Source organism: Ochrobactrum sp. SFR4 (genome assembly GCF_019730395.1).
GTDB lineage: Bacteria > Pseudomonadota > Alphaproteobacteria > Rhizobiales > Rhizobiaceae > Pseudochrobactrum.
The window spans coordinates 1-348 of record NZ_JAAPBB010000414.1 but is presented as its reverse complement, the minus strand read 5'-3'; the positions used below and the strand labels follow the sequence as shown (position 1 = coordinate 348).

Genomic DNA, 348 nt, shown 5'->3' with positions numbered 1-348 from the left:
TACCGAGGCCATGTTTGCCGGGTTGACCTGCTGCGCCACCATAGGCACCATCGTTACCGCCGCCATTGCCTGCCCCTGGCCTTTCTGCTGTACCCGCTGCACCATCGCCCTGCCCCGTACCCCCAAGCCCCGCAGAAAACCCTTGCCCGCCTCCACCGCCACCGCCATATTTCCAAGTACCGGAACCACCGCCACCGCCGCCGCCCCAAATCTGGTTTGACTGCTCAATAATGACAGGTCTGCGTGTATAAAGAGCCGTTCCGCCTGCCTGACCATGTGTGGCGTACCCATCATTGCCAGCGCCATTGCCACCATTGCCGCCGCGCCCTTGAATGCGTCCACGGATAA

1 pseudogene is annotated in these 348 nt (G+C 62.1%); it reads right to left on the bottom strand.

The features are described from left to right. Nucleotides 1–348, bottom strand: a pseudogene (locus HBA93_RS19615) (hypothetical protein); the annotation flags it as partial.